The organism is Methylomonas sp. EFPC1 (assembly GCF_016925515.1).
GTDB classification, from domain to species: Bacteria; Pseudomonadota; Gammaproteobacteria; order Methylococcales; family Methylomonadaceae; genus Methylomonas; species Methylomonas defluvii.
In genome coordinates this window covers 2,095,672-2,118,585 of the sequence record NZ_CP070494.1, presented here as the reverse complement: position 1 = coordinate 2,118,585, position 22,914 = coordinate 2,095,672, and the positions used below count along the sequence as shown (strand labels likewise).

General features: G+C 49.5%; 23 protein-coding genes and 1 tRNA gene. 10 read left to right on the top strand and 14 right to left on the bottom strand.

Annotated features, from left to right (window positions below; all coding sequences use genetic code 11):
* Positions 1-15: 15 nt before the first annotated feature.
* The 3 genes from argH to JWZ98_RS09750 are packed head-to-tail and all read right to left on the bottom strand — an operon-like array spanning position 16 to position 3,448.
* The gene (gene argH, locus JWZ98_RS09760; RefSeq protein ID WP_205454131.1) at positions 16-1,407 is read right to left on the bottom strand and encodes an argininosuccinate lyase; all 1,392 of its coding nucleotides are present in this window, start codon (positions 1,405-1,407) and stop codon (positions 16-18) included.
* A 35-nt stretch (positions 1,408-1,442) separates the two neighbouring features.
* Positions 1,443-2,786, bottom strand: coding sequence for a sensor histidine kinase (locus tag JWZ98_RS09755; protein WP_205454130.1), 1,344 nt, complete (start codon positions 2,784-2,786; stop codon positions 1,443-1,445).
* Positions 2,783-3,448: a response regulator transcription factor gene (locus JWZ98_RS09750; protein WP_033159333.1), complete on the bottom strand. Its 666-nt coding sequence runs from the start codon at positions 3,446-3,448 to the stop codon at positions 2,783-2,785. Before JWZ98_RS09750 ends, JWZ98_RS09755 begins: the two co-directional genes overlap by 4 nt.
* Before the next feature lie 136 nt (positions 3,449-3,584).
* On the opposite strand from JWZ98_RS09750, the gene JWZ98_RS09745 reads away from it, so the two are divergent.
* The 5 genes from JWZ98_RS09745 (at position 3,585) to lplT (ending at position 10,234) form a co-directional block, all read left to right on the top strand.
* Positions 3,585-4,214: a cytochrome b/b6 domain-containing protein gene (locus tag JWZ98_RS09745; protein WP_205454129.1), complete on the top strand. Its 630-nt coding sequence runs from the start codon at positions 3,585-3,587 to the stop codon at positions 4,212-4,214.
* Positions 4,215-4,483: 269 nt separating this feature from the next.
* Positions 4,484-5,953, top strand: a complete 1,470-nt coding sequence (locus tag JWZ98_RS09740) for a putative Ig domain-containing protein (RefSeq protein ID WP_205454128.1) — start codon at positions 4,484-4,486, stop codon at positions 5,951-5,953.
* 63 nt (positions 5,954-6,016) lie between these two features.
* A complete protein-coding gene (locus JWZ98_RS09735; RefSeq protein WP_205454127.1) occupies positions 6,017-6,637 on the top strand; it encodes a cohesin domain-containing protein in 621 nt (206 codons plus the stop codon).
* A gap of 209 nt (positions 6,638-6,846) precedes the next feature.
* Positions 6,847-9,012: an AMP-binding protein gene (locus JWZ98_RS09730; RefSeq protein ID WP_205454126.1), complete on the top strand. Its 2,166-nt coding sequence runs from the start codon at positions 6,847-6,849 to the stop codon at positions 9,010-9,012.
* A gap of 46 nt (positions 9,013-9,058) precedes the next feature.
* Positions 9,059-10,234, top strand: a complete 1,176-nt coding sequence (gene lplT, locus JWZ98_RS09725; protein ID WP_205454125.1) for a lysophospholipid transporter LplT — start codon at positions 9,059-9,061, stop codon at positions 10,232-10,234.
* Here the strand turns inward: lplT and JWZ98_RS09720 are convergent.
* Entirely contained in the window at positions 10,173-10,802 is a 630-nt protein-coding gene (locus JWZ98_RS09720; RefSeq protein WP_205454124.1) for a WHG domain-containing protein, read from the bottom strand. The two genes, lplT and JWZ98_RS09720, sit on opposite strands and share 62 nt — an antisense overlap.
* Before the next feature lie 68 nt (positions 10,803-10,870).
* Between JWZ98_RS09720 and JWZ98_RS09715 the strand changes: the two genes are divergently transcribed.
* A complete protein-coding gene (locus JWZ98_RS09715) occupies positions 10,871-11,374 on the top strand; it encodes an NUDIX domain-containing protein (RefSeq protein WP_205454123.1) in 504 nt (167 codons plus the stop codon).
* A 69-nt stretch (positions 11,375-11,443) separates the two neighbouring features.
* On the opposite strand, the gene JWZ98_RS09710 is transcribed toward JWZ98_RS09715, so the two are convergent.
* Positions 11,444-11,520, bottom strand: a tRNA-Asp gene (locus JWZ98_RS09710).
* Between the two features lie 64 nt (positions 11,521-11,584).
* Between JWZ98_RS09710 and JWZ98_RS09705 the strand changes: the two genes are divergently transcribed.
* Positions 11,585-12,244, top strand: coding sequence for a class I SAM-dependent methyltransferase (locus JWZ98_RS09705; protein WP_205454122.1), 660 nt, complete (start codon positions 11,585-11,587; stop codon positions 12,242-12,244).
* Here the strand turns inward: JWZ98_RS09705 and dmeF are convergent.
* Complete coding sequence (dmeF, locus tag JWZ98_RS09700) at positions 12,207-13,205, bottom strand: CDF family Co(II)/Ni(II) efflux transporter DmeF (RefSeq protein ID WP_205454121.1); 999 nt, start codon at positions 13,203-13,205, stop codon at positions 12,207-12,209. The two genes, JWZ98_RS09705 and dmeF, sit on opposite strands and share 38 nt — an antisense overlap.
* 160 nt (positions 13,206-13,365) lie before the next feature.
* Here dmeF and xseA point away from each other — a divergent pair, with 160 nt between their 5' ends.
* The 3 genes from xseA to JWZ98_RS09685 all read left to right on the top strand — a co-directional run bounded on the left by xseA (position 13,366) and on the right by JWZ98_RS09685 (position 15,797).
* Complete coding sequence (xseA, locus tag JWZ98_RS09695) at positions 13,366-14,709, top strand: exodeoxyribonuclease VII large subunit (RefSeq protein WP_205454120.1); 1,344 nt, start codon at positions 13,366-13,368, stop codon at positions 14,707-14,709.
* Positions 14,710-14,823: 114 nt separating this feature from the next.
* Positions 14,824-15,228, top strand: coding sequence for a hemerythrin family protein (locus JWZ98_RS09690; protein ID WP_051670515.1), 405 nt, complete (start codon positions 14,824-14,826; stop codon positions 15,226-15,228).
* On the top strand, positions 15,225-15,797 hold the full coding sequence (locus JWZ98_RS09685) for an alpha-ketoglutarate-dependent dioxygenase AlkB (RefSeq protein ID WP_205454119.1): 573 nt from the start codon (positions 15,225-15,227) through the stop codon (positions 15,795-15,797). The genes JWZ98_RS09690 and JWZ98_RS09685 overlap by 4 nt, the downstream gene beginning before the upstream one ends.
* A gap of 28 nt (positions 15,798-15,825) precedes the next feature.
* Here the strand turns inward: JWZ98_RS09685 and nqrM are convergent, their stop codons facing one another.
* The 8 genes from nqrM to JWZ98_RS09645 all read right to left on the bottom strand — a co-directional run bounded on the left by nqrM (position 15,826) and on the right by JWZ98_RS09645 (position 22,911).
* Positions 15,826-16,014: a (Na+)-NQR maturation NqrM gene (gene nqrM / locus JWZ98_RS09680; protein WP_205454118.1), complete on the bottom strand. Its 189-nt coding sequence runs from the start codon at positions 16,012-16,014 to the stop codon at positions 15,826-15,828.
* A gap of 88 nt (positions 16,015-16,102) precedes the next feature.
* Positions 16,103-17,323 (bottom strand): NADH:ubiquinone reductase (Na(+)-transporting) subunit F, encoded by a 1,221-nt coding sequence (gene nqrF, locus JWZ98_RS09675; RefSeq protein WP_033159347.1) that lies wholly within the window; start codon positions 17,321-17,323, stop codon positions 16,103-16,105.
* Between the two features lie 10 nt (positions 17,324-17,333).
* Positions 17,334-17,942, bottom strand: a complete 609-nt coding sequence (nqrE, locus tag JWZ98_RS09670) for an NADH:ubiquinone reductase (Na(+)-transporting) subunit E (RefSeq protein ID WP_101052580.1) — start codon at positions 17,940-17,942, stop codon at positions 17,334-17,336.
* The gene (locus JWZ98_RS09665) at positions 17,942-18,610 is read right to left on the bottom strand and encodes an NADH:ubiquinone reductase (Na(+)-transporting) subunit D (protein WP_240348288.1); all 669 of its coding nucleotides are present in this window, start codon (positions 18,608-18,610) and stop codon (positions 17,942-17,944) included. Before JWZ98_RS09665 ends, nqrE begins: the two co-directional genes overlap by 1 nt.
* A gap of 8 nt (positions 18,611-18,618) precedes the next feature.
* Complete coding sequence (locus JWZ98_RS09660) at positions 18,619-19,482, bottom strand: Na(+)-translocating NADH-quinone reductase subunit C (protein WP_205454117.1); 864 nt, start codon at positions 19,480-19,482, stop codon at positions 18,619-18,621.
* A complete protein-coding gene (locus tag JWZ98_RS09655; RefSeq protein WP_026600197.1) occupies positions 19,475-20,674 on the bottom strand; it encodes an NADH:ubiquinone reductase (Na(+)-transporting) subunit B in 1,200 nt (399 codons plus the stop codon). Before JWZ98_RS09655 ends, JWZ98_RS09660 begins: the two co-directional genes overlap by 8 nt.
* A complete protein-coding gene (locus JWZ98_RS09650; protein ID WP_026146837.1) occupies positions 20,674-22,020 on the bottom strand; it encodes a Na(+)-translocating NADH-quinone reductase subunit A in 1,347 nt (448 codons plus the stop codon). Before JWZ98_RS09650 ends, JWZ98_RS09655 begins: the two co-directional genes overlap by 1 nt.
* 186 nt (positions 22,021-22,206) lie before the next feature.
* Positions 22,207-22,911, bottom strand: a complete 705-nt coding sequence (locus JWZ98_RS09645) for a metallophosphoesterase (RefSeq protein ID WP_020481967.1) — start codon at positions 22,909-22,911, stop codon at positions 22,207-22,209.
* Positions 22,912-22,914: the final 3 nt, after the last annotated feature.

Below are 22,914 nucleotides of genomic sequence, written 5' to 3'. Positions count from 1 at the left end.
GCCAAATTCCAGGATTTAGTGGGGTATTTGTTGTCTTGCTTCACATATTGCCTGACGAACGGCAACTGGTGCCGTGCCGCCGATATGATTGCGGGCAGCGACTGAGCCTTCAAGTTTTAGAATATCGAAAACGTCAGCGGTAATGCTGCCGCAAAAGCCCTGCAACTCTGAGAGAGTTAGTTCCGATAGATCCCGCTCTGTTTGCAGTCCTAAGCGCACAGCTTGACCTACGACTTCGTGGGCATCGCGAAAAGGCATACCTTTGCGAACCAAATAATCAGCCAAGTCGGTAGCCGTCGCGAAGCCTCTTTTTGCGGCGTTGTACATATTTTCGCGTTTGGCTTGAATGCGCGGCATCATGTCGGCAAAGGCTCGCAGACAATTGATTAAGGTGTCGGCGGTATCGAACAAGGGCTCTTTGTCTTCCTGATTATCTTTGTTATAAGCCAAGGGCTGGCTTTTCATCAACATCAATAAGGACACCAGATGCCCGGTAACCCGGCCGGATTTACCGCGCACCAGTTCCGGTACGTCGGGATTTTTCTTTTGCGGCATGATTGATGAGCCAGTGCAGAATGCATCCGGAATATCGATAAAATTGAATTGCGCACTGGCCCACAACACCAGTTCTTCCGAGAACCTGGACAAATGCATCATGATTAAACTAGCGGCCGCGGCAAACTCAATCGCAAAATCGCGATCACTGACCGAATCCAAAGAGTTATTAGACGGCCGGGAAAATCCCAACAATTCGGCGGTCATGAAGCGATCAATGGGATAGCTGGTGCCCGCCAATGCTGCGGCACCCAAGGGCATCACATTCAGGCGTTTACAGCAATCTTGCAGACGTTCTTTATCACGGCACAGCATTTCGAACCACGCCATTAAATGATGGCCGAATGTCACGGGTTGCGCGACTTGCAAATGGGTAAAACCCGGCATGATGGTATCGGCCTCGCGTTCCGCCACATCCAATAAAGCGATTTGCAGGCGTTGTAACTGCGTCAATATGGTTTCGATTTCGCTACGTAAATATAGTCTTATATCGGTTGCTACCTGGTCATTACGCGAACGGCCGGTATGCAGTTTTTTGCCGGCAATCCCGATCAAATCGGTCAAGCGCGCTTCGATGTTCATATGCACATCTTCCTGCTTGATTGACCAGACGAACTCGCCGCGTTCGATCTCACCGCCGATTTGCATCAATCCGCTGCGAATGTCGGCGAGTTCCTGTTCGGTCAGAATACCTATTTTGCAAAGCATGGCCGCATGCGCCAACGAGCCTTGAATATCTTGCCGGGCCATGCGCCGGTCAAAATTGACGGAAGCGGTAAATTCTTCGACAAAAGCATCGGTGGCTTCGGCAAAACGGGCGCTGGAAAGTTTTTCGGTGTTAACGGAGGTCATAAGCAATCAAACGGTAAATGCAAAAGAAGCGGGAATTATACCGATGCTGCGGCTATCCACCTTGGGAATTGCACACTCACTCGCAAACCGCCCAGTTGCGCAGAACGCATAATCTCCAGCGTACCGCCATAAAATACGGCGATGTCACGCACAATCGCCAAGCCTAGCCCATGTCCCTGCACTGCTTCGTCCAGCCGTAAACCCCGCTTACTTAATTGCTGCATATCCTGCACTGAACAACCGGGGCCGTCGTCTTCGACACGGATGGTAATGCCGTCCTCATGTTCAACCGAGACTAGAACCTGCTTGTCAGCCCATTTGCAGGCGTTATCCAACAAATTACCGGTCAGCTCCAGCATGTCTTCCCGGTCAAAATTGATTAGTTGATCGGGGGCATTGACTTGGATCGCTAAATTTTTCTCGGCATAGACATTTTGCAACAGCATGACTAAGGCAGTGAGTTCTTGCTGCGGATTAAACACACTGGCAGTTTGCAGATTGCCGGAGATACGGGCGCGTTTTAATTCTCGCTCGATGCGCTCATGGATCGCTTGCGTTTGCTTTTGCAGCAGATTACGCAACTCGGAATGGGCATCCAGTTGCGAATTTTCAGCCAGACAAAACAGCATCGCCAACGGCGTTTTCAGCGCATGCGCCAAATTGCCAATCGCGGTGCGAGACTGGTGCAAGCGCCTCTCAACCAACACTAACAAGCGATTGACTTCCGCAACCAAGGGTTTGATTTCCGCCGGCACTCTGGCTTGGATCTGTGACTGACGGCCGTAGGCAATCTCGGCCAGTTCGTCGCGCGCTGCCTGCAACGGTTTCAGCGATCTGCGTACATCGTTACTTTGCAGGGCGATTGCGATCAAAAGCACCATGGCCGTCAGTACCAGATAGGCAAGCCGGATGTGGTCTATGTCATGACCAATATCGCTTAAATCCTCGGCGATGCTAATGGTGATTGCATGACCAAATCGCTCGAAACCTCGACTCAAAACCAGTAAAGGTTGGTGATGCGGTCCATCAGGAAAATGGAATTGCCTGGCGGTATTGGCCGGCTCGGTAGTAAAAGGCAAAACGTCGTCTTGCAGCGAACTTGAATAATAGGTTTTTCCGTCAATCTGGATCACAAAGTAGTGACCCGAATAGGCTTGGCCGTAAACCGTGCCGGCATGCGAGCTATCGAAAATCAATTGTCCTTCCGCGTTAAGCGTCAAGGTATCCAACAACGAATCGCCATCGTGCTGTAAGCGGGTCAGCATTTGTTTTTCCGCCACAGAGCGAATCACCCAATCTGCTGCCAACCAGTGTCCGGCAAACACCATACTCAGGATAATGATCAGGCCGCGGTTAAGACGCTGGCGTAATGAAATCACAGCTTGTCACCGAAGATGTAGCCTTGCCCACGCCGGGTAGCGATCAAATCCTTACCCAATTTACGCCGTAACCGATTGATATACACTTCGATAACGTTGCTGGCCGGGTCACCGTCACATTCGTAGACGTGCTCAAGTAAATGGGTTTTGGTAAGCAACTTGCCGGGATGCAGCATGAAATAGCGCAGCAAACGAAATTCGATTGCCGTCAGCTCGACATGCTCAGCACCATCAACGCTGACGGTTTGCCTGTCTTCATCCAAGGCCACGCCGCAACCGCACAGTTGCGGCTGCATCATCCCGTGCATGCGCTTTAACAGGGCCTGGATGCGTGCCTGTAACTCCTCGATATGAAACGGTTTGCCCAGATAGTCGTCGGCGCCCACTTTAAAGCCGTCGACTTTTTCATGCCAGGCGTCCCTGGCCGTCAGCACAATGACCGGCACATGATTACCCGCTTGCCGCCATCGTCGCAGCACTTCCAGTCCGGGCATTTTCGGCAAGCCTAAATCCAGGATGACAATATCGTAGGATTCAGTCATGCCCAAAAATTCGCCATTCTCGCCATCCATGGCCAAATCGACCGCAAACCCGGCTCTTTCCAGATCGGCTTTTAAAGATCGGGACAGGCCTGGATCGTCTTCTACCAGCAATAGTCGCATAGTTGAGTCATAACAATGGTTGGTTTCAAAGAGTTACTTGGAGTAAGGGTATTTTAACCCCGAACTTTTAAGATTGGATTTATCTCGGTTTCCTACACTAGCTACATCTGCAACTAAGCATGCCGAGGTAAACCACATGAATAACCAACACACCGTAGCGGTCTGGGACATTTTTATCCGTATTTTTCACTGGTCGCTGGTCGTTGCCTTTACTGTGGCCTATTTCACCAGCGAGGAAGAAAACGCTTGGCATATTTACGCCGGTTACACGGTTTTGGGTCTGATTATCTTCCGCATTCTGTGGGGAATCATCGGCAGCCGCCATGCCAGATTTAGCGACTTTGTCCGTTCTCCCGGAACTGTTTACAGCTATATTCGCGAACTGCGCGCAGGCTCCGCGAAACATTATGTCGGCCACAATCCTTTGGGCGGCTGGATGGTCATGGCATTGCTCTCAACGCTGCTGGTTGTGACTGTCAGCGGCTTGAAAGTATATGCGATAGAAGAAGGCCGAGGTCCGCTGGCTGCCAATCCAACAACACTAACTTTGATTAGCGCTGCCCATGCGGAAGAAGACGACGAAGAGGATGGAAAAGCAGAAACGCAAAGCCAAGATGAAGAATTTTGGGAGGAAATTCATGAAGGGGCGACCAATTTTATGCTGGTACTGATTGCTTTACACATAGTGGGCGTCTTTGTTTCTGGTAGAGCGCACCACGAACACTTAATCAAAGCCATGCTAACCGGAAAGAAATCAATAAAATAACAATAAAAATGTGAGATTTCCCACAATTTTAATTTTGAATTCATTTTCCATTGGTATAAGTCCCGCGACTTTTAGTTGTCTAAATATGTCGAAATCGACTTTTGAGTTTAGGCAACTGACTACGTGCCTTGCGGCAAGACTTCTTAGATTTTTGACTTAGTCAGGCTTTATCTCGGTCTATCAAAATCAGGAGGTCGTCGGTTCACCCCGCCAAGTTTCATTGTTAGTTAAAGTCAATTGACACACCACAAACCTACAGGGAACACTCGATGAAACAAATGACATTCTTACTGCCATTGCTGGCGCTCGGCTCTATTGCCGAAGCGAGCGACATCAGGGGCGGGCTGGGCAACTTTGACGCACTGAATCACACCGGCGGTCCGGTCTACGGCATAGAAATAGAACTGGACGATACGAACAGCAAAGATGTAGTCAGCACCTACCCAGGTAATCATTACGGTTACGGAAAAATACGGGAAGACCTCAGCGACCCGGCGCACCCCAAAACCTTCGTACGTTACGAAAAAGACGGTGCCTTCACCAATCCCTATCCAATCGGCAGTACCTTGTATTGCTACGATTTAAGCAAAAATGTCGGCTGCGAACATTTTGGGGTGCACTTTGCCTACTCCGCCACCACGCCTTATAGCGCGGTCAAATACAACTGGCTGGTCAAGGATGGCAGTGGCAAACTGGTTGTTGGCCCCGCGCTGCAGTTGAATACGCCAGTATTCGACTATACCCCGCCAACCACTGACTTCCCTGCTCAAGTCGTGGCAACCATGCCGGCTCCGGTTGTTCCGCAAAGCGTCGTAAAAGAATTTGGCGAACCCAGTTGGGTCAAGGTTATTAAAACTAAAACTCACAACACTCGGGTTTTGGCCTTAGGCGCACTGATCAGTGATGATCATGACCACGACGGTCTAGCAGACTGGACCAATGGTGAGCCGGACGAAGTCGAATCCGAATGGTATTTGCTGCAATCCCACAATGGTGTCAGCAACGCCAAATCCGAATTGCGTGGCGGCAGCGACAGCATGGGCAACAACGCCGAAGAAGTCGTCACCCGCCGTTATGAGTTTTATGCCTATGGCGGCCCCGCCGCGTCCATTGATGGCGAAAAGGGTGAAGCCATGTGCGATGCGGTCGGAACGGATAATCTGCACGGCGACGGCGTAGTGGAAGTAACCGATGCCAACGGCGGCTCTCATGAATTCGATTGTTCGACTGCGGAAGTCGTCGGCGCCTATCAAGGTTCGCAAATGACGGAATTCGTGGCTATCTCGCCCTTCGCAATGGTCGATGCGCTGCAAAACGGCAATGTCAACGAAGTGTTTCCGGAGCGGCCCACCGTTAGCGGCGGCAACACGCCTTACGTGGTCAACGTCAGCGCCGGCGCATTACCGAACGGTTTGACTCTTGCGCAAGACACAGGCCTGTTATCAGGCGTGCCTTCCAAGGTAGGCATTTTCAACTTTACCGTCTCAGCAAACGATGCCGATAACACCAGCGCATCTAAAGCTTTTACCGTGAAAGTAACAGGCCCCGGCGATACGGATCGCGATAACGACATCGACATGAACGATTTGAACGCCATCAAAGCCAAATACGGCAAAGTGGTAGCAGCCAACGACCCCGCTGATCTGAATGGCGATTTGCGAGTCAATATTATCGATTATAGAAAGGCAGCTCCGCTTTGTACATTGCCGCAATGCGCCGTGGTCAACCCTGCGCCCTAGCCCATTTTTTGAATCAGTTTGCCGGAGCGATTGGCTCCGGTTTCCAGCCCTACGGAATATTTTATGAACAAACATTTACTTACCAAACTACTTGCGCTGGCATTCGTCGGGTTTTTCCAGACCACCGAAGCGGCCACGCTTAATCTTAAATTTTCTGACAACACGAATATCCGCTCATTCGCTAAAGGCTCTATTTTCGATGTGAATATTTATATTAATAACGTTGCTGATTTGGCGGGCTTCGATTTCGATCTGACCTACAACAGCACCAACCTATCGGCGCAATTGCTAAGCAGTGGCAGTATTTTTGGCACTGACACCGAAAGTCTGGCGAACAGCATTACCCTAGGCTCGGGCGCAACCTTGGGGAAAATTCATTTTGCCGAAATGCTGTCGGGCAGCGTGGCAACCGGTTTGAATATCTCTGAGCCCACCTTGCTGGGCACCGTCAAATTTCAAGCGCTCAATGTCAGCGCAGGGAATGCCTTAAGCATAATCCCCGACCCGATCTATACGCCGGCACAACTACTATTTCTCTCCGATGGTAGCGGGCCCGCCACAACCATCACAGGCGCTACTGTCCACGTCACTGCCGCACCAGCCGCTGTTCCGTTGCCTGCATCTGTCTTCTTGTTTGTTCCGGCGCTGTTAGGCGTATTCGGCTTTGGGAAAAAACCAATTTAAAAGCCATAAAGCAGTTCGCCGGATTATCGCACCGATTTTGTCCATCGACGGACAAGGTGGTAGCAATGTCAAAAGCATCCCTTGGGGATGGCTTTTTCGTTTTTAGGAGGCAAAGGGAAAATTAAATTGAACAACGTTTAGTTTATCGTTATAGTGCCTTCCGGCAAATCGCAATCTGTCTGCTAATATGCGCTTACGGGAGGAATATCATGTTAAAAATTGTTTTACGCTGGCTGTTGACGCTAGTCTATCGAGTCAAGGTCCACGGGCTGGAAAATTACGCTAAAGCCGGCAACCGCGTGTTAATCGTCGCTAATCACACTTCATTTCTCGACCCTTTGCTACTGGGCGTGTTTTTGCCGGACGACATCACCTTCGCGATCAATACCCAAATCTCTGAACGCTGGTGGCTGAAACCATTTTTGCGTTTATCCAAAGTGTTTCCGATGGATCCAACGCATCCCTTGTCTTTAAAGGCGTTAATCCATCATTTGCAAAGCGATACCAAAACCGTGATTTTTCCGGAAGGCCGGATCACTGTGACCGGCTCCTTGATGAAAATCTATGACGGTACCGGCATGGTTGCCGATAAATCCGGTGCAACCTTGTTGCCGATTCGCATTGAGGGCGCGGAATACAGCCGCTTTTCCAAGCTGGGCAGTGTGCGTCAACACTGGTTTCCGCGCATCACCATTCATATTCAGCCGCCAACCTTGATCGAGACTCACGGCGAAGTGACCGGCAAAGCCCGCCGCAAGCATAGCGGCCACATCCTGGCTGACATCATGACGGAAATGATGTTTGCTACCAGTCATTACCAACAAACCATCTTTGCGGCCTTATTGGAAGCACGGGCTTTACATGGCGGACGTTACACCGTTGCGGAAGATCTGGAGCGCAAGCCACTAAGCTACGATGCTCTGATCGCTCGCAGCATCTTCGTAGGCAAACTAATCAAAACCCTCACGCAAACCGGCGAGAATGTCGGCGTGTTGCTGCCCAATAGCTGTAAGACGCTGAACGTGGTACTGGGTTTACAGATTTATCAGCGGGTACCGGCGATGCTGAATTATTCAATAGGCGCCGCCGGTATGGCTGCCGCTTGCCGCACCGGACAAATCAATATTGTGCTGACTTCGCGCAAATTCATTGAGTTAGCAAAACTGGAGGACGAAGCCGCAACGCTGGCACAACACGTTAAACTGATTTACCTGGAAGACTTGGCGACATCACTGACAAGCTTCGACAAAATCATCGGCTTGCTACAGGCTAAAACCGCAAGATTTTGGTACAAGAGCCAGGACTACGATGCCGACGATGCGGCGGTAGTATTGTTTACTTCAGGTTCGGAAGGCTTACCGAAAGGCGTAGTGTTGTCGCATGCCAATATCCTGGCCAATCATAAACAAATCAGAGCGCGCATCGATTTTGGACCGGGCGATGTGGTGCTGAATTTTCTGCCGATGTTCCATTCCTTCGGCTTTACGGTCGGCACGATGATGCCTATATTGAACGGCATGACCAGCTTTTTTTATCCGTCGCCGCTGCATTATGCGGTGATTCCGGAGATGGCATACGAGGTAGGCGCGACCATCATGTTCGGCACCAATACCTTTTTGGCGGCATATGCCAAAAAAGCCCATCCTTACGATTTTTACTCTTTGCGTTACGTGGTAGCCGGCGCCGAAAAATTGCAGGAAACCACCCGCACCACTTGGCTGGATAAATTCGGTATCCGTATCTTGGAGGGCTATGGCGCTACGGAAACCTCGCCGGTTACGTCGGTGAATACGCCAATGGATTACAAAGCCGGCAGCGTCGGCCGCTTCATGCCCGATATGCTGCACAAGCTGGAACCGGTGCCTGGCATTGAGAACGCCGGTAAATTGCATGTTGCCGGCCCCAACATCATGAAAGGTTATCTACTGCCGGACAATCCCGGCGTATTGGTACCGCCCTGCTCCGCTGCTTTCGGCGAAGGTTGGTACGATACCGGCGACATCGTGCATGTCGACGAGGAAGGCTTTATTCACATTCAAGGCCGCAGTAAACGTTTCGCGAAAATCGGTGGGGAAATGGTATCTCTCACCGCGGTGGAACAATTGGCCATCCACGCTTGGCCGGAAGCGCAGCATGTGGTGGTCAGTCTGCCCGATCCTAAAAAAGGCGAACAACTCATTCTGTTGACGACCCGCCGCGACGCCAACGCCAAACAATTAGCCGACGCCTCCCCTGGCGTCGCCACCATCAATTTCCCTAAAAAAGTGTTTGTGCTGGATAAACTGCCGGTATTGGCGACCGGAAAAACCGATTATCCGGGCGCGACAGCGTTAGCGGCGCGATTACTGGAAGGCGGTAACGCCGATTCAGATTGAGCGAGTTCCGCGAATGTCCAGCCTAAATTAACTACCATGTAACGCCATGAGCAAACACATCTATCCCCTTTTAATCGCGCAATTCCTCTCGGCATTTGCCGACAACGCCATATTGTTTACAGTCATCGCCATGGTGATGCAGGATGCGCACCCGGTCAGTTGGTACGTGCCGGCACTACAAAGCGTGTTTCTGGTGGCATTCGTAGTGTTGGCGCCCTGGGTGGGCGGATTTGCGGACAGTCACGCCAAATCGCGAGTGTTGATTGTCGCCAATCTGATCAAGGCTTGCGGCGCGGGTTTGTTGCTATTTAACGTCGAGCCTCTATTGGCGTATTGCGTGGTCGGTGTCGGCGCTGCCTTGTACAGTCCGGCCAAATACGGCATTTTGCCGGAACTGGCCGGCCACAACGGTCTGGTCAAAGCCAATAGCTGGATTGAAGGCTCGACGATACTGGCGATATTAACCGGTATGGTGGTTGGTGCAAAACTAGCCGATCATTCCACCACTTGGGCCTTGCTTGTAACAATATTATTGTTTTTGATTTCTGCTGCCACCACCTTATTCTTGCCGATAGGCTTACGTAAAGCGCCACCGTCCGGCTCGAAAATCAGGCTGTTCTACTTGGAAGTTAAAACATTTCTGGCAATGCCACGCTCACGCTTCGCGGTGCTGGGCGCATCCCTTTTTTGGGCAGCAGCAGCCAGTGTGCGGGTGATTATCATCGCCTGGGCGCCGTTGGTGTTAATGACGCATAACGCCAGCGATATTGCCAATCTCACGCTATTTTTGGCTATCGGTATCATCGCCGGTTCAGTCCTGGTCCCACGCTTGATTCCGCTGGAACATTTGCGCCGCGCCCGAATCCCGGCCTATTTGATGAGCATCTTTATCATCGCCCTGAGTTTTACCGAGGCGGTTTGGCCGGCGCGTTTTGTGTTGTTTTTGATGGGTATGGCCGGCGGCATGTTTATCGTACCGATCAACGCGGCACTTCAGGACCTTGGTCAACAAAGCATAGGCAGCGGCGGCGCGGTAGCGATGCAGAATTTTTTCCAGAATGTGGCAATGTTATTGTCGGTCGGCGGCTATACCCTGGCTGCTGCCGAACATGTAACACCAATTGCCGCGCTAATCGGCCTGGGTTTGCTGCTGCTGGCGGCTACTTTTCTGGTGGTTTGGCACTTACCTGAAGTGGAGCAAGCGCCTTCCAGCCTTGAATAAAGGTTTGCACTAGCAAATCCACGCTTAGTTTGGATGCTTCAATATCGCTGACTTGCGGTTTGGCGGTTAGCGACAAAATACATATACCATGCACGCCGCTCCACAAGGTTCTGGCAGCCAGTCGGCTTTGCTCGGGCGAGCTGCCGGGCGTAAGCTGTATAAACAACACCTCGACAATGGCAAACATCTGCTCCACCTTTTGTAGATACCAGTCAGGCTGGGGCTCCTCGCTCTGGATATCGAAGATCATTCGCCAGCGATTGAAATGCTGGGCGGCAAAATTTAGATAGGTTTCCGCCAAGATCAGAATATTTTCCTCGACGCTGGCGGACGGTACACAGTGGAGCAATTGTTTGGCCAGCTCGTCCAGTGTCCGTCCTTTAACGTGGGTCAGCAAATCATTCATATTGGCAAATACCATATAAATGCTGCCCACGGTATAGCCGATTTCCATCGCTATTTTTCGCACCGTCAGGGCGCTGTATCCGTCCTCTATGACGATGGTTTCTGCGGCGACCAACACCATTTCCTTAATTTGTTCCTGACTATGTTCGCTTCTTCTTGCCATATGTTCTCTGCGACATGCACTAAAAACAGCTACCATACACGACCTTGCCTCAGGAATCGATAGTTTACATGCACAACGAACTTCTCGATGTCGTCGATAAAGACGATGCCGTTATTGCCCAACAACCGAGATCGGTGATTCACGCCAACAGACTGCGTCATCGGGCCGTGCATATTCTGGTTTTCAACGATGCGGGCCAGTTGTTTCTGCAAAAGCGCTCGATGAAAAAAGATCTGAACAAAGGCTTGTGGGACACCTCGGCTGCCGGCCATGTCGACGCTGGCGAAAGCTATGCCAGTTGCGCGCCACGTGAATTACTGGAGGAATTGGGTGTAATTGCCGAAAGCCTGGAAGGCTTATTCAAACTGGAGCCTAGCACCGATTTAGGTATGGAATTTATTCAGGTCTACCGCTGCCGGCATAACGGACCGTTTGATCTGGCGACTGATGAAATCGACGAAGGTTGCTGGGTGGATCAAGTTATCTTGGACGAGCGAGTAGCAGCTAATGATCCGACTTTGACACTTACATTCAAAATTATCTGGCAACAGTTTAGGAATATCGCAAACTAAAATGTATGCCGATATTAATGATGATTGCCACGTCAGCGATGAAATGAAAACGCGGGTAAAACAAGAAAGTGGCGGAGCGGACGGGGCTCGAACCCGCGACCCCCGGCGTGACAGGCCGGTATTCTAACCAACTGAACTACCGCTCCGCAGTAGAGAGCGGCGCATTCTACAGCATATCACCCACGCGTCAAGCAAAAGCCCAAATTAATTATGCCGGCACTATCCTGCCCACTCTGTAGCAGCCCCAATATCCATCATTATCACAGCGACTCAAAACGCGACTACAACCATTGCCGGAATTGCTTAGTGGTGTATGTCGATTGCTCGCAGCATATATCACTAAGCCAGGAAAAGGCTATTTATGATCTGCATCAAAATGCCATCGACGATCCGGGCTACATTGAATTTTTATCGCGCTTGGCGAAGCCTCTGCTCGAAAGATTGCCGAACAACTCTGTTGGACTTGATTATGGTTGCGGCCCAGGCCCTGCGCTCGCAGAATTGTTCAAGGCGCGAGGGCATCAAATAAATGTCTACGACCCATTCTATGCGGACTTTCCTGAGCACCTGCACCAAACCTACGACTTTATCGTCTGCACCGAGGTGGTAGAGCATTTTCGTGCGCCAAAACGCGAATTCGACGCACTATTTGAGTTATTGAAACCCGGCGGCTGGCTGGGCATTATGACCAAATTGGTCATTGATGCCGAAGCCTTTGCCAAATGGCATTACAAAAACGATCAAACCCACGTCGCTTTTTTTTCGCGGCCAACATTTCGTTGGTTAGCGGCGCATTACCACTGCCAAATTGAATTCATCGGCAACGACGCGATTATTCTGCAACGCAATCCTCGCCATTACAACGATTGACCTCCACGGTGATGTGATCGAGCTGCGGGAATTTGACCAATAGATTCTTGTAGTAACTGGGCGATTTTGGCTGCTGGGTGACCAAAACCACGATTGCCGCATAATGATTCGCACTAACGGGCCAGACATGCAGATCGCTGACACGGCATTCGCCGTCTTCCTCCAGCACAGCTTGTATGGCTAGGGTAAATTTAGGGTTCATGGCTTGGTCCAGCAACACCGGACTAGTTTCTTTGATTAAACCGTAAGCCCAGACCAAGATCACTGTCGCGCCAACAAAACCCATCACCGTGTCCAGCCATACCCAGCCGTAATACTTGCCTGCGACCAAAGCGACGATGGCTAACACCGAAGTTAGCGCATCGGCCATTACATGCAGATAGGCCGCCCTTAGATTGTGATCCTGATGTTGGGGGCTATGACCGTGGTCCTTGTGATCATGGTCATGGTCATGGTCATGGTCATGGTCATGGTCATGGTGGTGATTATGTCCGTGGTGATGATCGTGATGGTCTCGTAATAACAACGCGCTTAATAGATTGATCAGTAAACCCACTTGCGCGACTAAAATCGCCTCGTCAAAGCGAATGATTTCCGGCATTAGCAACCTTTGTACCGAGTCGGCAATCATCACCAAGGCTACCATCGCCAATGCTATCGAACTGGCAAATCCGCCCAACACGCCGACCTTGGCGGGACTAAACGCGAAAGTTTGGTCATCCTGGTGGATACGACTGTAACGATAAGCGAAGATCGCGATCATAAATGCCACCACATGGGTAGCCATGTGCCAACCGTCCGCCAACAGAGCCATCGAATGAAACTGCATGCCAGCCACGATTTCCACAATCATCGTCGCAAACGTCAGAAGCAGCACCCATTTGGTACGCCGCTCGCCTTTGCGATTGATCCGTGCGAAATTGTGCGAATGTTGCCAGTTACTCAATTGATGTTCATGCATCCGTAGTTCCTTGTTCTCCAAAGCTGAAATCTTCACCGAGGCACCATTCTAGCGCAGCTTACCTGGAAACACTTCCGCAAAGTAAAAGCGCCTGGTATTTGCGGCAAACCGCCGTAAAATACGATTTTGAAACCATTCGCCCTTCACTCTCAAGTATTCGATGAGTAATTCCGAACACATCTTCAGCGTATCCCAGCTAAACCGAGAAGCCAAACGTTTGCTGGCTGGCCACTTCTTGACCGTGCAGGTACAAGGCGAGATTTCCAATCTCAGCCTACCCTCATCCGGCCATTACTACTTTACATTGAAAGACGCGCAAGCCCAGATTCGCTGCGCCATGTTCAAAGGCCAGCAGCAGCGACTGCGCTTCAAACCGGCCAACGGCAATCTGGTTGTCGCCACCGCCCAAGTCAGTTTGTACGAACCGCGCGGCGATTACCAACTGGTGGTGGAACAGCTGGAAGAAGCCGGTGACGGTGCATTACGACTGGCTTACGAACGCCTGAAGCAAAAACTATTGCTTGAAGGCTTGTTCGAGCAAAACCGCAAGAAACCGATACCGCAATTGCCAAAGCAAATCGGTGTCATCACCTCAGCCAGCGGCGCGGCTATTCACGACATTCTCAGCGTTTTGAAACGGCGCTTCCCGGCCATCCCGGTGTTGATCTATCCGGCGGCCGTGCAGGGCGAGAGTGCTAAATTCGAGATCAGCGCGGCATTGGCAGCAGCCAATAAGCAAGCCCTAGTAGACGTGATTATCCTGGCGCGCGGCGGCGGGTCGCTGGAAGATTTGTGGGCGTTTAACGAAGAAATTGTCGCCAGGGCGGTAGCGGCCAGCGAAATTCCGGTGATTTCAGCAGTAGGCCACGAGGTGGATTTCAGCATCGCCGATTTCGTCGCTGATTTACGCGCGCCGACACCATCGGTAGCGGCCGAATGTGCGGTGCCGGACCAATCCGCCTGGCTTAATCGCTTTACAGCTATCGAGCGCCAACTAACCCGGCAAATGCAGGATAAATTACAGCAGCAACAGATGCATTTGAGTTGGCTAAATAAAGCCCTACAAACCCAACATCCGGGCGAAAAACTACAACGCAATGCCCAGCGTCTCGACGAATTGGAACAACGCTTGGATCGCGCGACGCGAGCCGGCTTGGGGCTGTGCCGCCAGCGTCTGGCGTTAAACACCCAGCGTCTGAACGGACAGCAACCGTTGGTATCGATTCACGGCTATCGGCAGCAACTTGATTACTTCCAACAACGATTAAGCCGTTCGATGCAAATTAAACTGACGGCATTGAAAAATCGGCAACGCGCGATGTCACAAACCTTACATGCGATTAGTCCACTGGCAACGCTGGAACGCGGTTATGCTATCGTGCAACGACACGAAAGCTCCCAGCTGGTGAAGTCGGTTAAACAGTTAGCCAAGCTTGAACTGTTCGACATTAGAATGGCCGATGGGCGCATCGTTAGTAGAGTTGATGAGGTGATACCCGATTAAATCTGGCCTGCGCTTTAATTACCATCGACAATCATCCATCCGTTTTATCGTCGGCGATTACTAGGCATAAAACATGCTTTAGTGCATTAGTTTACAAATCACACGAGTGTTCAAATGACAATATTCGACAGAACCATACCTCTGAGTGTTGGTTATGCTCACATCGATCATGATCACGGCATCTTTATTGATTTGGTAAATCAATTGGATAAGGCCAATAACACTGACTTTCCGGGCTTGTTTGCGCAATTGTATCAACACACCGAAGAACATTTTGAATCTGAAAATCGGTTAATGGCGCAATTCGGATTTCCGGCGGAAACCGAACACAAAGGCGAACATCAACGGGTTTTGGAAGAATTCAAACAGTTTAAAACCCGGATCGACAAAGGCTTAATTTCCTTTGGTCGTGCTTTTGTCAAGGAGCGTCTGCCGCAATGGTTTTTATTGCACATTACGACAATGGACAGTGCACTAGCTTCGCATATTAAAGCACAGCAGGAATTGCAAGACGAATGACGCCTGATAAGGAGCTGAGAATAATAAGAGATTTTTACGACGCCGCCGAAAGCGATGCTATCTATAGGCGTTTGCTCCAGGAACAAAATTGGCCCGACAATTGTTACAGCGTTGCCGGTCGGGAATTTACTTTACCCCGCCTGCAAACCTGGCATGCTGATCCGGGGATAGTTTATAGCTACAGCAATAATCTATTAAAAACTCGGCCCTGGACGCCATTACTATCGGATATAAGGCAAAAAATCGAAGAGTTCTTAAACTTTTCGTTTAATTCGGTATTAGTGAATTTATATCGCAACGGCGATGACTATGTAGGCTGGCATGCGGATAACGAAGCGGAGTTGGGACCACAGCCTTTTATCGCATCATTGACGCTGGGAGCGACCCGGAAATTTGCATTTCGGCATAAAAAGACCGCGGATAGCGGCAGTATTTTCCTTACTAGTGGAATGCTATTGGTGATGCAGCCCGATTTTCAACACCACTGGCTGCATAGTATTCCTGTCGATCAGAATCTGACTCAAGGACGCATAAACTTAACGTTTCGGAGAGTTATCGCTCCGAAGTAGCTTAGTTTATCGCTTTGGGCAAGCAGTCTTAATGTTGTTCCAATGTTTTAGCTTGCTCAGCTTCAAACTTCTTTCTTTTGTCACATTTCTCACTACACACACAGTTGCCGGTGCCGCCGCAAGACCCCTTGATAGCATTCCGACCGAAAAACACACCGACTGCCATGACGGCAATAACGATCAACATAAATAAAAATGTTACTAAAAAATAACCCATTTTTTTCTCCTGTTTTTTCTAATCACTGAAACGAAAAAAGGAGCGATCCGAAAATCGCTCCCTGTGCTTCGCGTCAGATTAATACAACTTAACCGCCGAAATCATCCAACATAATATTTTCAGGATCCACGCCATTAGCCAACAGCATGTTGATCACTGAAGAGTTCATGATTGGCGGCCCGCACATATAGTATTCACAATCTTCTGGGTTCGGATGTTTCTTGATGAATTCTTCGAACAATACGTTGTGAATGAAGCCGGTATAACCTTTCCAGTTATCTTCAGGCAAAGCATCCGACAAGGCTACATGCCATTCAAAATTGTCGTTTTCTTTGGCCAGCATATCGAAATCTTCTACATAGAACATTTCGCGTTTGCTACGTGCGCCATACCAGAAAGTCATTTTACGCTTGGATTTCAATCTGCGTAATTGATCAAAGATATGCGAACGCATCGGCGCCATACCGGCACCACCGCCGATAAATACCATTTCCGCATCGGTTTCTTTGGCAAAAAACTCGCCGTAAGGACCGGATACGAACACTTTATCACCTGGTTTCAGATTGAAGATAAAGGACGACATGATCCCTGGCGGAATGCCATCCGGCGCCCCTGGGGGCGGCGTAGCGATCCTGACGTTCAACATTATTTCTTTTTCTTCAGGATAAGATGCCATTGAGTAAGCACGTAGCGTTGGCTCTTTTACATCCGACACATAGCGCCACAGATTGAACTTATCCCAGTCAGGACGGTATTCCTCGGCAACATCCATGTCCGCATATTTTGAAATATGTGGCGGACATTCGATTTGTATATAACCACCGGCACGGTAATTGATGGCTTCACCTTCCGGCAATTCCAAGACCAACTCTTTAATGAAGGTCGCGACGTTGTCGTTGGACTTAACGGTGCATTCCCATTTTTTTACACCGAATACGCTGTCTTCGACTTCGATATCCATGTTTTGTTTGATGGATACTTGGCAAGCCAGACGTTCGCCGTGTGCGGCTTCCCGTTTGGTGATATGCGATTGCTCCGTTGGCAGAATATCGCCACCGCCGCTGTGCACTTTCACTTTACATTGACCACAAGTGCCGCCACCGCCGCAAGCTGAGGACACGAACAATTGGTTGTCCGCCAATGCGGTCAACAATTTGGAACCAACTGGTACATGGATTTTCTTTTCGTTATTGATCAGAATTTCCACATCGCCAGAGGCCACCAGTTTACTTTTCGCGCCGATGATCAAAAACACCAGCGCTATCACGATGACCGTGAAGAAAATAACACCTAATGCAATTTCCAGCATTACGATACCCTTATAATTGAATTCCAGAGAAAGCCATGAAGCCCAGAGACATCAAGCCGGCGGTAATAAAAGTGATGCCCAGACCTTGTAATGCAGCCGGAATATCGCTGTATTTCAATTTCTCACGCACACCGGCCATGACAGTAATCGCCAATGCCCAACCGAAACCACTACCTATACCGTATACCACGCTTTCACCAAAATTGTAGTCGCGTTCGATCATGAACAAGCTACCGGCCAAGATCGCGCAGTTAACGGTAATCAATGGCAGGAAGATACCCAAGGCTTGATACAGAGCAGGAAAGAATTTATCCAGAATCATTTCCAGAATCTGTACGATCGCAGCGATCATACCAATACAGCTCAACAGGCTTAAAAAGCTTAAATCCACGCCGGTAATGCCTATCCAAGATAATGCATCTTCTTTCAACAAAGTTTGGTAAATGAAGTTATTGGCAGGCACTGTTAAGGTTTGCACCACCATAACGGCAATACCCAAACCCATGGCCGTGGAGATCTTCTTGGACACCGCCAAGAAGGTACACATACCCAGGAAGAATGACAGCGCCAGGTTTTCAATGAAAACCGCTTTAACAAACAGACTGATATAGGCTTCCATTAGTGGTGCCCTCCTTCACCGTGAGCAATCGACATGATTTTGAACTCGTTGTTTTCCACTTGCTTTGGTTTCCAGGTACGGAAACCCCAAATGATCAAGCCGATGATGAAAAACGCGCTGGGCGGCAGCAGCATCATGCCGTTCGGCACGTACCAACCGCCATCCTTTACCAAAGGCAATACGTCGAAGCCAAGCAGTTTGCCCGAGCCCAAAGTTTCTCTGAACAGAGCCACGATAATCAGGATCAAGCTATAGCCCAAACCGTTACCGATACCGTCAACAAAGCTTTGCAGCGGCGGATTTTTCATCGCATAGGCTTCAGCACGTCCCATAACGATACAGTTGGTAATAATCAAACCTACGAATACTGACAGCTTTTTGCTGACATCGAATGCAAAGGCTTTCAGTAACTGATCGACCACAATAACCAGCGAAGCAATGATGATCATCTGCACGATGATCCGAATGCTGCTCGGTATATGCTCGCGCACCGCACTAATCGCTGCGCTTGAACAGGCAGTAACCGAAGTCAGTGCCAATGCCATGATCAATGAGGTAGACATTTGCGACGTTACCGCCAGCGCCGAACATACACCAAGCACCTGCAGGGTGATTGGGTTGTTATCGACCAACGGTTCGAATAATACTTTTTTAGTTTCTTTATCCATGATAAGTCCTAACCGTTTTTTCTAATTTTGTTTAGATAGGTGGCAAAACCTTCGGTACCCATCCAGTATTGGATCAAATTACTGACGCCACGACTGGTTAAGGTTGCGCCGGCCAAACCATCCACTTTGTAAACAGAATCCGGGCGACTGGAATCAACACCACCTTTTACTAAAGTCAAAGCCACTTCGCCTTTGTCGGAATAGACTTTTTTGCCTTTCCACAACGCGCGCCAGTTAGGATTGACTACCTCACCACCCAGGCCGGGGGTTTCACCTTGGTCGTACAGGTTGATGCTCTGTACAGTTTGCGCATCAGCTTCCAAGGCTAAAAAGCCATACATCGTAGACCACAAACCGTAACCGTTGATAGGCAGAATAATGGATTGCAACTGGTCGCCGTTTTTAACCAAAAACACTTTGGTGTATTTGGCTTTTTGACGGATGCTGGCAATATCTTTCTCGACCGGAATCAACTCGTTCTGCGCAGGGTCTTTAGCAGCCTTGCGTTGGTCGTATTCGTCGACATTGATATTGTCTACGTAATCACCTGTTTTCAGGTCGACAATCTTGCTTTCGATTCTTTCCGCAAAGGCTTGGTCGATATCAGTACCCTCTTCCAACAAACCGGCTACATCAAGAATATTTTTCTTCATGTCCAGGGCTTTGTTGTAGCCTTGCAAAGGCCGTAAAGCGACTGTTGCGATAGATACCAAAACAGCGCAAACCAGGCATAAGGCCAAAGCCACATTAACGGTTTTTTCCAGGCTGTCGTTGCTTAAAGCCAGGATTCTGTCGGCGTAAACTCTGAACTGTTCGTAGTACTTGCAGAGCTGCTCGTTGTACTTACAGGTTTTTTTCTCGGCATTAAGCATGGCGTTTGATCCTTCTTCTAATATTTGCTTGAACAACAAAGTAATCAATCAATGGTGCAAACATGTTTGAGAAAAGAATGGCAAGCATCACACCTTCTGGGAAAGCCGGGTTAATAACCCGAATGATGATAATCATCACGCCGATCATCGCACCGTAAATCCAACGACCGGTGTCGGTCACGGCTGCGGATACAGGATCGGTTGCCATAAACACCGTACCGAACGCAAAACCACCGACCACCATATGCCAATACCAAGGTATTGCAAACATTGGGTTGGTGGTACTTCCGATAATATTCAGCAGAGTAGACATAGCGATCATGCCAATCAATACACCGCCCATGATGCGATACGAAGCGACACGCGTGTAGAGCAGGAACGCCGCACCCAGCATACAAGCCAAAGTCGAGGTTTCGCCCATGGAACCGGGAATGAAACCCAGGAAGGCCTGAATCCAGCTAAAGCTTTCCTTAATCGCTTCCAGGCCGCCAGCCGAAGCCAGAGACAATGCAGTAGCACCACTGTAACCATCCACGGCAACCCAGACCGCATCCCCTGAAATGGACGCAGGATAAGCGAAGAACAGGAATGCCCGACCAGTCAGTGCGGGATTAAGGAAGTTTTTGCCGGTACCACCGAAAACTTCTTTACCCAACACGATACCGAAAGAGATACCCAGCGCCACTTGCCACAAAGGTATGTCAGGCGGCAGGATCAAGGTATACAGCATCGAAGACACCAAGAAGCCTTCATTAACTTCGTGTTTACGCACAGTCGCGAAAAGCACTTCCCAGATACCGCCAACCGCCAAAGTCGTAATGTAAACCGGGAAAAAATACAACATCCCGTGCACTAGGCACGAAAAAGGATTGTATGGGTTGTAGCCAAACAGCGCCATTGGAATGCTGCGCCAGTTATTGATTTCGGTGGCACCGATTTTTTCCATCGCCAAATTGGCTTGGTAGCCGGTGTTATACCATGCCATCAAAATACAAAACGCCGTGGCTATTACCACGAAAGTCATGGTCCGTTTCAGGTCATTGCCGTCACGAACGTGGGTTCTACCGCGCGTTACATCGGATGGCGTATAGATGAAAGTATCCACCATCTCATAGAGACCGTAATACTTCTCAAACTTGCCGCCCTTTGTAAAATGCGGCTCTATGCTATCTAAAATATCTCTAGCCGACATTATCCTTCCTTCTCGATTTTAGTTAAATTAGCTCTGAGCACAGGCGCGAAGTCGTGTTTACCTGGATCGACAAAGGTGAACAAAGACACGTCTTCTTCACTCAATTCCAGACAACCAAGAGACTGTGCAGTATCCGTATCGCCGACTACAATCGCTTTTAACAAAGGTGTAGCCAAAATATCCAAAGGCATGACCGACTCATATACGCCAACAGGGACGATGGCCCGGTTACTGCCGTTCTTATCGGTGGTCAACGGGAACAGGCGATTATCTTTACGATCTTTACTGGAAACGTAGACATTCAACGCCGAGTATTTGTCTTTACCCGGGACGATCCAACCGAAAAACTCCCGATCGCGACCTTCTTTGATAGCCGAAACTTGCAGGCTATAAGCACTCAAAAACGCAGCAGATCCGGTAGCTTCGTGGCCATATAAAACAGAACCCGAAATCACGCGATTTTCAACATCTTGCAATTCGCCAGCAACCAAATCATCCAAGTTCGCGCCCACACGGGTACGCACCAACCTGGGGTTTTTAACGGTTGGACCAGCCAAGGAAACCACGCGCTCAACATTCAGTTTACCGCTGGTAAACAAAGCGCCGATAGCAATCACCGCTTGATAATCGATATGCCAAACAAATTTATGGATATTGACCGGATCGATGAAGTGTATGTGGGTGCTTGGCAAACCGGCAGGATGCGGACCGGAAAACTCGGCTATTTGCACTGCTTGGTTAGCAACCACATCGGTACCAGAAGCCTTGCAAAGATAGGTTTTACCAGACGTCAACTTGGAGATCACAGTCAAGCCATTAGCAAAGTCCGCGGCGCGCTCCTTGATAATCACAGCTGGATCGGCCGCAAGCGGACGAGTATCTATGGCTGTGACAAAAATCGAACTTGGGGAGGAATCAACAGCTGGGATTTTGCCGTAAGGACGAGTCAGGAACGAAGTCCACAAGCCCGATGCCAGCAAATTTTCCTTGACTTGTTCTTGAGTCAAATTGCCCAGCTCTGCTTCGCCGTATTTCGCGAAAGACTCTTGCTGATTTCCCTGCAATTCGATGACAACAGACAACAAAGCACGTTTATCGCCGCGATTAATAGCTTTGACCACACCCGCGCCGGGTGATACGAAGTTAACGCCAGGATTCTTTTTGTCAGAAAAAAGCGCCTGTCCTAATTTGACCTTATCTCCTTCGGCAACCATCATCTTCGGTTTCAGATCAATATAGTCGGCACCTAACAAAGCAACCGATTTGATGCTGTTACCATCGCTTATCTTTTGTTCGGGGCCGCCTGTTATGGGCAAATCCAAACCTTTCTTTATATTAAATTGCATAGTTAATACGCCTGCTCCCCAGACTAGTTGCAGCAAAAAGCCCATTGAGAAACATCTCTCCCAAAGGACACTTCAAGACAAAACATGTTCATTACATCACAAGTTATCGGCTTTCTCAACGGAAAATCCCAAGGCTTGTGGCCCCGTAAGCCGCGCGATAGCGCCCGGCGCAAGTGGAAATGCCGATCAAATATCAACCACTTTATCGATATCAAAACCGCTGACATACTTGCGGCCGACATACCCCCGGGTATTGCTTAAAATACGGGCATCCGCTATCCGGTAATCACCCAAATTGTGCACATGACCGTGAAACCAGGCCGCTATTTCATACTCGTGAAATAAAGGCTTCAAGTCATTACAATACGCCAGCTTTTTAAGTACGTTGGGTGAATCGATCCAACTCCATTCGGTCGGCGCATGGTGCGTGACCACAATGGTCCTGCCGGCAAAGGGAGTGGCAAGCTGTTGTTCTAACCAGGACTTTGATTCCCGGTGTAGTTCGGCAAAGTGTTTAGGCTCGAATGATTGACCTGTAAACGACACCTTACGAAAGTCATTCAAGGTTTTTCCCAGCGCTTCGGCTTTTTCAGCGCCCTCGATAAACAAATTCGTCCACAAAGTACAACCCAAAAAGCGCACGCCCTGGAAGATAAACTGATCTTTTTCCAAGAACTGAATTTGACTGCCCGCACATTCCCTACGCAACATGTCGATGGTCTGTTGATATTCGTAACCATAAAACTCATGGTTACCCGCCACATAAACCACGGGCTTGCCGATAGACTTCAACCATTCGACACCTTGTTTGAATATGCCAATATCGCCCGCCGCCACGACAATATCGGCATCGGTTTCCGGCAAACTCTGCTCGCCAAATTCTAAATGCACATC

Coding starts and splice junctions, on each gene's coding strand:
- dmeF (WP_205454121.1), bottom strand. CDS start 13,205: ATGCATGAACATCAATTGAGTAACTGGCAACATTCGCACAATTTCGCA.
- nqrM (WP_205454118.1), bottom strand. CDS start 16,014: ATGGGTTATTTTTTAGTAACATTTTTATTTATGTTGATCGTTATTGCC.
- xseA (WP_205454120.1), top strand. CDS start 13,366: ATGAGTAATTCCGAACACATCTTCAGCGTATCCCAGCTAAACCGAGAA.
- JWZ98_RS09650 (WP_026146837.1), bottom strand. CDS start 22,020: ATGCAATTTAATATAAAGAAAGGTTTGGATTTGCCCATAACAGGCGGC.
- JWZ98_RS09735 (WP_205454127.1), top strand. CDS start 6,017: ATGAACAAACATTTACTTACCAAACTACTTGCGCTGGCATTCGTCGGG.
- JWZ98_RS09715 (WP_205454123.1), top strand. CDS start 10,871: ATGCACAACGAACTTCTCGATGTCGTCGATAAAGACGATGCCGTTATT.
- JWZ98_RS09720 (WP_205454124.1), bottom strand. CDS start 10,802: ATGGCAAGAAGAAGCGAACATAGTCAGGAACAAATTAAGGAAATGGTG.
- JWZ98_RS09660 (WP_205454117.1), bottom strand. CDS start 19,482: ATGCTTAATGCCGAGAAAAAAACCTGTAAGTACAACGAGCAGCTCTGC.
- JWZ98_RS09745 (WP_205454129.1), top strand. CDS start 3,585: ATGAATAACCAACACACCGTAGCGGTCTGGGACATTTTTATCCGTATT.
- JWZ98_RS09740 (WP_205454128.1), top strand. CDS start 4,484: ATGAAACAAATGACATTCTTACTGCCATTGCTGGCGCTCGGCTCTATT.
- JWZ98_RS09685 (WP_205454119.1), top strand. CDS start 15,225: ATGACGCCTGATAAGGAGCTGAGAATAATAAGAGATTTTTACGACGCC.
- argH (WP_205454131.1), bottom strand. CDS start 1,407: ATGACCTCCGTTAACACCGAAAAACTTTCCAGCGCCCGTTTTGCCGAA.
- JWZ98_RS09655 (WP_026600197.1), bottom strand. CDS start 20,674: ATGTCGGCTAGAGATATTTTAGATAGCATAGAGCCGCATTTTACAAAG.
- JWZ98_RS09690 (WP_051670515.1), top strand. CDS start 14,824: ATGACAATATTCGACAGAACCATACCTCTGAGTGTTGGTTATGCTCAC.
- JWZ98_RS09705 (WP_205454122.1), top strand. CDS start 11,585: ATGCCGGCACTATCCTGCCCACTCTGTAGCAGCCCCAATATCCATCAT.
- JWZ98_RS09665 (WP_240348288.1), bottom strand. CDS start 18,610: ATGGATAAAGAAACTAAAAAAGTATTATTCGAACCGTTGGTCGATAAC.
- nqrF (WP_033159347.1), bottom strand. CDS start 17,323: ATGCTGGAAATTGCATTAGGTGTTATTTTCTTCACGGTCATCGTGATA.
- JWZ98_RS09750 (WP_033159333.1), bottom strand. CDS start 3,448: ATGCGACTATTGCTGGTAGAAGACGATCCAGGCCTGTCCCGATCTTTA.
- lplT (WP_205454125.1), top strand. CDS start 9,059: ATGAGCAAACACATCTATCCCCTTTTAATCGCGCAATTCCTCTCGGCA.
- JWZ98_RS09730 (WP_205454126.1), top strand. CDS start 6,847: ATGTTAAAAATTGTTTTACGCTGGCTGTTGACGCTAGTCTATCGAGTC.
- nqrE (WP_101052580.1), bottom strand. CDS start 17,942: ATGGAAGCCTATATCAGTCTGTTTGTTAAAGCGGTTTTCATTGAAAAC.